The sequence below is a fragment of the Autumnicola musiva genome (genome assembly GCF_031846585.1).
In the GTDB taxonomy this organism is placed as follows: domain Bacteria; phylum Bacteroidota; class Bacteroidia; order Flavobacteriales; family Flavobacteriaceae; genus Autumnicola; species Autumnicola musiva.
This window is the reverse complement of sequence record NZ_JAVRHK010000068.1, coordinates 1-979: the sequence shown is the minus strand read 5'-3', so window position 1 is coordinate 979 and position 979 is coordinate 1. Positions and strand designations below refer to the sequence as shown.

Here is a 979-nt window from a genome sequence, read left to right as displayed (position 1 = left end):
GTAAAAAATCTTTTTGAATATCCGTAAGCACTCATAATACAACTATTTAATGTAAATTTCCTAAAAACTACTGCTATGAACCTATTTACTTTTACAGCAAATTTTGATAGTGAAGAGTCCTGCCGCATGCATTTTAAAGAGCAGCGGGATAAAATCGGGGTTGTTTGCAAATGTGGTGGCCGGGAGCATTTCTGGATCAAAAGCAGGTGGAGCTATGAGTGTAAAACAATGCAGGAGCAGAATCTCCCTTCGCAGTGAGACGATTATGCAAAGTTCAAAGCTTTCTTTTTTGACCTGGTACAAAACCATGTTTTTAATGAGTGCCACAAAAAAAGGATTTTCCAGTAAAGAGATCCAGACCCAGCTAGGCCTGAAAAGATATGAATCGGTTTGGGCGATGGTGCACAAAATACGAAAAGCGATGGGCAAGCGGGATGCCCGCTATACTTTAGAAGGAATTATTGAGATGGATGAAGGCTATTTCACAGTGGAATCATCTGAAGTAGCACAGGATAAAGGCCTCCGTGGAGGGGGAGCTGCCGGAAAACAAAATGTGGCCATCATGGCAGAATCCGCTCCTTTGGAAGATATAAAAACCGGGAAAAAATCAAGACAGGCCGGCTATATTAAGGCAAAGGTGCTCACCAGCCATGCGGCGGCGGAAATTAATCACACGGTACGGGAATCTATCGACGAAAAGAGTATCGTGTTTACCGACAAAAGCACCTCCTATGTGGATATAGCTGATTATGTGGAACTTCATATCAGCCAAAAATCCAACAAAGACACTATCAAAGAAACTTTGAAATGGGTGCACCTTGCCATCAGCAATGCAAAGAGAAACCTGCTGGGGAACTACCATAAAATCAAGGGAAAATATTTACAACTATACCTAAATGAATTTGTCTATAAACTGAACCGGAGGTATTTTGGACAGCGCCTCTTTGACCGGCTCATAATTGCCAATATCACAGGGTTA

At 41.9% G+C, this 979-nt stretch carries 1 pseudogene; it reads left to right on the top strand.

From position 1 onward, the window contains the following. Positions 1 to 75: 75 nt before the first annotated feature. A pseudogene (locus tag RM539_RS19865) lies at positions 76 to 979 on the top strand (IS1595 family transposase); the annotation flags it as partial.